Source organism: Chitinophaga sp. (assembly GCF_036566945.1).
In the GTDB taxonomy this organism is placed as follows: domain Bacteria; phylum Bacteroidota; class Bacteroidia; order Chitinophagales; family Chitinophagaceae; genus Chitinophaga.
This window is the reverse complement of the sequence record NZ_DATCVJ010000324.1, coordinates 1-6,451: the sequence shown is the minus strand read 5'-3', so window position 1 is coordinate 6,451 and position 6,451 is coordinate 1. Positions and strand designations below refer to the sequence as shown.

7 protein-coding genes are annotated in these 6,451 nt (G+C 46.0%); 2 read left to right on the top strand and 5 right to left on the bottom strand.

The window, feature by feature from the left end; all coding sequences use genetic code 11:
• Together VIP81_RS09610 and VIP81_RS09605 are read right to left on the bottom strand one after the other, a co-directional pair.
• Positions 1–750 (bottom strand): FAD:protein FMN transferase (locus tag VIP81_RS09610; protein WP_331959071.1); only part of this gene is annotated, 750 nt, incomplete at its 3' end.
• 134 nt (positions 751–884) lie between these two features.
• The gene (locus tag VIP81_RS09605) at positions 885–2,063 is read right to left on the bottom strand and encodes an acyl-CoA dehydrogenase family protein (protein ID WP_331959068.1); all 1,179 of its coding nucleotides are present in this window, start codon (positions 2,061–2,063) and stop codon (positions 885–887) included.
• A gap of 190 nt (positions 2,064–2,253) precedes the next feature.
• On the opposite strand from VIP81_RS09605, the gene VIP81_RS09600 reads away from it, so the two are divergent.
• The gene (locus tag VIP81_RS09600) at positions 2,254–2,691 is read left to right on the top strand and encodes a YciI family protein (RefSeq protein ID WP_331959065.1); all 438 of its coding nucleotides are present in this window, start codon (positions 2,254–2,256) and stop codon (positions 2,689–2,691) included.
• A gap of 120 nt (positions 2,692–2,811) precedes the next feature.
• Here VIP81_RS09600 and pyrF read toward each other — a convergent pair whose 3' ends face one another.
• The 3 genes from pyrF to VIP81_RS09585 form a co-directional block, all read right to left on the bottom strand.
• Positions 2,812–3,633: an orotidine-5'-phosphate decarboxylase gene (pyrF, locus tag VIP81_RS09595; RefSeq protein WP_331959062.1), complete on the bottom strand. Its 822-nt coding sequence runs from the start codon at positions 3,631–3,633 to the stop codon at positions 2,812–2,814.
• 203 nt (positions 3,634–3,836) lie between these two features.
• Positions 3,837–4,463 carry an FMN-binding negative transcriptional regulator gene (locus VIP81_RS09590; RefSeq protein ID WP_331959059.1) on the bottom strand — a complete coding sequence of 209 codons (627 nt, stop codon included), beginning with the start codon at positions 4,461–4,463 and terminating at the stop codon, positions 3,837–3,839.
• Positions 4,464–4,589: 126 nt separating this feature from the next.
• Positions 4,590–5,687: an Mrp/NBP35 family ATP-binding protein gene (locus VIP81_RS09585; protein ID WP_331959056.1), complete on the bottom strand. Its 1,098-nt coding sequence runs from the start codon at positions 5,685–5,687 to the stop codon at positions 4,590–4,592.
• 126 nt (positions 5,688–5,813) lie between these two features.
• Between VIP81_RS09585 and VIP81_RS09580 the strand changes: the two genes are divergently transcribed.
• The coding region (locus VIP81_RS09580) for a carboxypeptidase-like regulatory domain-containing protein (RefSeq protein ID WP_331959052.1) at positions 5,814–6,451 on the top strand (638 nt) is incomplete at its 3' end.

Below are 6,451 nucleotides of genomic sequence, written 5' to 3'. Positions count from 1 at the left end.
CTGATCAAAAAAGCGGCGATAGTTACCACTGGTAGCAATTCCTTTGTCCGGCAACCGCACCAGTCCCTGCACCGGCTCATAAGTAGTATCCCCGGGCGACGGCCTTTCTATTCCCACACTCCAGACCTTATGCTGATGATTGTGTCCTTTAGCACATAATTCCCCACCCACATCTACCAGATAATTATCAATACCCTGTGCCGTCAGAAAATTACCCAGCACATCTACCGTATATCCCTGCGCAATACCATTACAATCTATTTGCACGCCTTTCTTTGTCGCATACAGCTGGTCACCTTTTACCCGGAGATAACGTGAACCAATATACGACATCGCTGCATTGATGCTATCCGGCGGCGGCACTCCTTTAAAAGAAGGTTTGTTCACCCCAAATCCCCACAGGTATACGAGTGGTTTAACGGTGATATCAAACAGGCCGGCAGTGACTTTATTGGTGAACAAGGCTTTCTGAATCACCGCCTGCATATGTTCATCCATTTGTACCTGACCGGTTTCATTGAAACGATTGATAACAGAACCCGGTTTGTACAAAGACAGTGATTGATCAATCACCCGGAAGATAGAATCTATACGTGGCTGCAGGGAAGTAGTATCTGCAGATAAATATTTGACAATGTAATAGGTACCCTGTGCTTTGCCTTCGCAGGCCACGAGTTGCAGGGCAGGCTTCTGCTGCGCGCTCACCGCAGTTGTCCATAGCAGGATACCTGCCAATAATAGTTTGTTCATTTTTTATTCCCGAGTTGGCAACAAGATATTTCCATTTAAGCAGATCTGCAAGCAGCAGGGCATACTGGCATTCAGTTGCGCCAGGAAACCGCCCTCCGCTGCAGTCCTAATAGCTAACAGCTAAAAGCTAACAGCTATTTAAATGCGTCGAATCCGGTGACATCCATACCGGTGATCAGTAAATGTATTTCGTGTGTACCCTCGTAGGTCATTACGCTTTCGAGGTTCATCATATGGCGCATCACGGAAAATTCGCCGGTAATGCCCATGCCTCCTAAAATGGTGCGGGCACTGCGGGCAATATTAGCCGCTACTTCGCAGGAATTACGTTTAGCCATGGAAATTTGTGCAGGCGTAGCTTTTCCCTCATTTTTCAATACACCCAGGCGCCAGTTGAGCAACTGCGCTTTGGTGATTTCAGTGATCATTTCTGCCAGCTTTTTCTGCGTTAGCTGAAAACCACCAATGGGGCGACCAAACTGAATACGCTCTTTCGCGTAACGGAGGGCTGTATCGTAGCAATCCATCGCCGCACCTATGGCACCCCAGGCGATACCATAACGCGCGGAGGAAAGGCAGGATAACGGCCCTTTCAATCCTTTGGCATCAGGCAATATATTTTCTTTCGGTATTCTTACATTATCAAAAACCAGTTCACCGGTAGCACTGGCACGCAAACTCCACTTCCCTTTGGTTTCAGGGGTGGTAAACCCGGCCATACCTCTTTCCACAATAATACCGCGGATAACGCCGGCTTCATCTTTCGCCCATACGACTGCAATATTTGCAAACGGAGCATTGGATATCCACATTTTGGCACCATTCAGGATTACATGATCGCCATCATCTGTGAAGTTGGTGATCATGCCGGCCGGATTAGAACCATGATCCGGTTCCGTGAGACCAAAGCAGCCCATCAATTCTCCTGTAGCCAGTTTAGGAAGAAATTTCCGTTTCTGTGCCTCGCTGCCAAAAGTAAAAATGGGGTACATCACCAGCGATCCCTGCACCGAAGCAGTTGAACGGACACCACTGTCACCGCGTTCCAGTTCCTGCATCATGAGTCCGTAGGAGATGTGATCCATTCCGCCGCCGCCATATTCTGTTGGAATAGTGGGTCCAAAACAACCCAGTTCTCCCAGCCCCTCGATAATTTGTGTGGGAAATGTGGCCCGCTGACAATAGTCTTCGATAATAGGAGATATTTCTTTTTTGACCCACTGCCTCACCGCATCGCGGGCCAACAGGTGTTCTTCCTTCAGCAAAGCGTCTACACCAAAATAATCAGGTGATTGAAACAGATCTTGTTGCATTAACTACAGGTTTAATACCCAATATAAGAAATTACGAATTACGGAACTGCGGGAAGAAGAAGGCGTGTAAAAAATTGGGGGTGAAAGGCTGCCCCGGCCGCAGCAATAATGCAGGGTCCTGCAAAATCTTCGCTGTTACAAACGTGTTAATTCGTGACAAGTTAGTACCTTTCAATCAAATTAGAGAGCTATGGCAAGCAAAGTTATACCTGCGCTTTTGCTATTGGGATTCTTAGTCATTGTGATGTTATCGTTTCACCCCACACCATTACAATCCGTTGCACTCCGTGTGCTCCCCCCAAAAGTCAAATCAGGCGCTAATCCTGAATTAAAAAAATACTGGATGGTTTTTCTGCGGAAGGGCCCTCATCGTAACCAGGATTCTACGGTTGCAGCAAAAATCCAGGAAGGTCATCTCGCCAATATCCGGCTGCTGGCCGATGCCGGCAAAATTCTGGTGGCAGGTCCTTTTGACAACGATGAAGATCTTCGCGGTATTTTTATTATGAATTGTAAAGACAGTCTGGAGGCAGTTTCACTGGTAAACACAGATCCGGCAGTGAAGGCAGGCAGGCTGATATTTGACATAAAAGCCTGGTGGACCGTGAAAAACGCCGTGTTTAAGTGAAGAATTACGAATTTCAAATTACGAATTACGGATTTGTGCGTAGATAGTAAACGCTGTGATCAGCATCTGCTTCTATCTACGCACAAATCCGTAATTCGTAATTTGAAATTCGTAATTTCTTTATACCGCCGCAACAATCTTATTCAGATATCCTGCCATTTCCTGTTGATATTTCAGGGCTACATTTCTGGCATCTACCGCAAAATCATCTCCATTACCGGCATAAATAATTGCGCGACTGGCATTTACGAGCAACCCGCAATCCTTATTCATGGCCTGTGTGGAAATTTCTTCCAGACTGCCTCCCTGCGCACCTACACCAGGTACCAGGAAGAAATGATCCGGCACCAGTTTACGGATATAACCCAGCTGGCTGGATTGCGTAGCGCCTATCACAAACATCAGGTTATCAGGGGTACCCCATTCCATGCCTGCTTTCAGCACTTTTTCAAACAGGAATTCGTCGCCGATCTGTTGCATCTGGAAATCCTGGCTACCTTCATTGGAGGTAAGTCCGAGCAGGATAGCCCATTTTTCAGAAAACTGCAGGAAAGGCTCTACACTGTCTTTACCCATATAAGGTGCCACGGTAACGGAATCAAACTTATACGTTTCGAAAAATGTTTTGGCGTATTGGGTAGAGGTATTACCGATATCACCACGTTTGGCATCGGCAATAGTGAAAATACCGGAAGGGATATAGTCTACCGTACGTTGTAAACTTTCCCAGCCGCGGATCCCCATACTTTCGTAAAAGGCCGTATTAATCTTGTATGCCACACAAAGATCTTTGGTAGCATCAATAATCGCCTTGTTAAAGGCAAACACCGGATCTGCATGAGAAAGCAGGTGCTTTGGAATCTTTTGTATGTCTGTATCCAGTCCTACGCAGAGGTATGACTGCTTTTCCTTAATCAGATTCACCAATTCCTGTCGATTCATAGTCGGTTAATTTGGGGCGCAAAGTTAAGTAAAACTTAAGCATTGACGCTGCTGTAAACATATTATGATTACCTGTAATTGAAAACAACTCTTAATATTCACTGTGGTAGCTGTGGTTTACCAACATTATTTTTATGAGGAAGATAAACTAAAGATATTCCTTTTTGCGATTACGCGCGTCAACACAATACAAAATATTTCGGCTATTTTTCTGCTGTCCGGCGCGCTTCCATTTCTGCTGCCACGCGCAGAGAATTTTCATCCCCTAATGCCCGTAAATGGGCAATTACACTGTAATAATCGGTATCCTTTTTATTCTGGCTAAGCTTATAGTTGGCATTCACGTCTCTGATGCTGAGTTCAAATCCCACAATCGCTTTTACATTATTCTGCAATGTTTTATCGTCGATATCGGTGATGTGTACCGGGCAGGCAGATGCCGCTTCATAATGATCCATCAGGGAGCCCAGCGCGGCTACCATTTCCGCTTCGTCCTGTATCCTGATTTGACCATGAATATGTACGGCCATATAATTCCAGGTAGGAATTTTTTCTTTTTCATACCAGGAAGAAGAAATATAGGCATGATGTCCGGAGAAAACAGCCAGGGTATCGCCCTTGCTGAAATACTCCCATTGCGGATTAATCCGGGCGATGTGCCCATGCAGCACAAAGGTACCCGGTGTTTTTTCCACCAGCGTCATGGGAATATGTGTGGCGTGGGGTACACCGGCATCATCTACATTGATCAGCAAACCAAATCCATTGTCTCTGATAAAAGTGGCAATAGTATCCCAGTTGGTTTCCCTGGTGAGTTTTGGCGTATACATGTTTGTGGAGGTGAAAGCGAAAAGCATAAAGCAAAAAGCTATCGAAGCGAATGATCTCAGCAAGTATGATTTTCCGCATCGGTCATTCGCTTCGATAGCTTTTTGCTTTATGCTTTTCGCTTTATGCTAAACAATAATATCAACAATCTTAGTCGGTGCTATATTGGCATTACGCATAGCGATACTGCGGGCAGCGGCGCCGGCAACATCCAGGAATGCTTTACGGATAATTTTTTCATCGCCGGCCATAGCAGGCACACCGGCATCGCCGCCTTCGCGGATGCTTTGTACCAGCGGTATCTGTCCGAGGAAAGGTATTTCAAGTTCCTCTGCCAGACGTTTACCGCCTTCTTTACCAAAAATGTAATATTTGTTATCCGGCAGCTCTGCTGGCGTGAAATAGGCCATATTTTCCACTAATCCGATAATAGGCACATTAATCTGTGATCCCTGGAACATGGAGATACCCTTTTTAGCATCTGCCAGCGCCACATCCTGCGGGGTGGTAACAATCACTGCACCGGTAACAGGTACGGTTTGTACAAGGGTTAGGTGGATATCACCAGTGCCGGGAGGCATGTCGATCACCAGGTAATCCAGTTCATCCCAGTATACATCTGTAATAAACTGTTTTAATGCACTGCTGGCCATAGGTCCACGCCATACAACTGCTTGTCTTTCATCGATCAGTAAACCAATAGACATTACCTTGATACCGAATTTCTCAATCGGCTGAATCATGCCTTTTCCGTCTACATTCACCATCAGTGGTCTTTCTCCACGTACACCGAACATGATAGGAACGGAAGGACCGTAAATATCTGCGTCCATCAGCCCCACTTTTGCGCCATCTCTGCCCAATGCAAGGGCAAGATTAGCTGCCACAGTGGATTTGCCCACGCCTCCTTTACCAGAAGCCACCACTATAATATTCTTCACATTGGACAATACACCCTGTCCGCTCGTTCTTTTGGTGCTCACATTGGCTGTCATCACCACTTCTACCTGCGCATCCCTGCTCACTATCATATGAATAGCATTCACACAGGCGTTCCGGATCAGGTCCTTTAAGGGACATGCCGGGGTGGTAAGTATGACTGTAAATTTTACTTTATTGCCATCAATCTCTATATCTTTTACCATGTTCAGCGTAACAAGATCTTTTCCCAGATCTGGCTCCTCTACGTTGCTCAGGGCCTTTAAAACCTGCTCTTTCGTGATCATAAATTGTTGTTAATTTTGAATCCAGACAGCAAAGTTAACCCAATTGGGATTTAATTTACAATTTCTCTGGGCAGCTGATCAACTGCATGGAAACACGTAATTAAATTTTTATATCTTAGGGCCGGCATGCATCAGAAAAGATCCTACATACTGTCACTCATCATTGTATTCCTTTTATCTCCTTTCCTTTTGAAAGCACAGATCGCGGAATTCAGAGACAGCGTTATTCAGATTTCAGGTATTACCATGACAGCAGACAGCCTCCGGGCCATCCCTGCTGTTAGTGTGTTGGTAAGAGGTCAGGGCAGAGGTACCATTTCCAACAGATCCGGTATATTCTCTATCGTGGTATTCAAAGGCGATACCCTGTCATTCAGCGCAGTGGGCTTTAAGCATAAAAACTACCGGGTGCCGCCGGATATCAAGGGGAACAGTTTCTCGCTGATACAGCTGATGGTAGAAGATACCACCTATCTCCCGGTAACTATCATCAAACCTTATCTCTCGAAAGAAGAATTTGAACGAGCCTTCGCTAACATGGACATCCCGGATGATGCTTATGAAGTGGCGCGGAAAAATACCAACAACGCCAGACTACGTGCCATGGCCCGCTACACGCCTATCGATGGGCGTGAAGGCGTGAACCAATACCTCAACAAACAGGCTCAGAACCTCTACTATGCAGGCCAGCCACCACCACAGAATATCTTTAATCCGCTGGCATGGGCCCAATTCATACAAGCCTGGAAGCGGGGCGACTTTAA

Bases quoted from the DNA above. Each gene is read 5' to 3' on its own strand.
- VIP81_RS09585 (WP_331959056.1), bottom strand. From the start codon at position 5,687: ATGATCACGAAAGAGCAGGTTTTAAAGGCCCTGAGCAACGTAGAGGAG.
- VIP81_RS09590 (WP_331959059.1), bottom strand. From the start codon at position 4,463: ATGTATACGCCAAAACTCACCAGGGAAACCAACTGGGATACTATTGCC.
- pyrF (WP_331959062.1), bottom strand. From the start codon at position 3,633: ATGAATCGACAGGAATTGGTGAATCTGATTAAGGAAAAGCAGTCATAC.
- VIP81_RS09605 (WP_331959068.1), bottom strand. From the start codon at position 2,063: ATGCAACAAGATCTGTTTCAATCACCTGATTATTTTGGTGTAGACGCT.
- VIP81_RS09600 (WP_331959065.1), top strand. From the start codon at position 2,254: ATGGCAAGCAAAGTTATACCTGCGCTTTTGCTATTGGGATTCTTAGTC.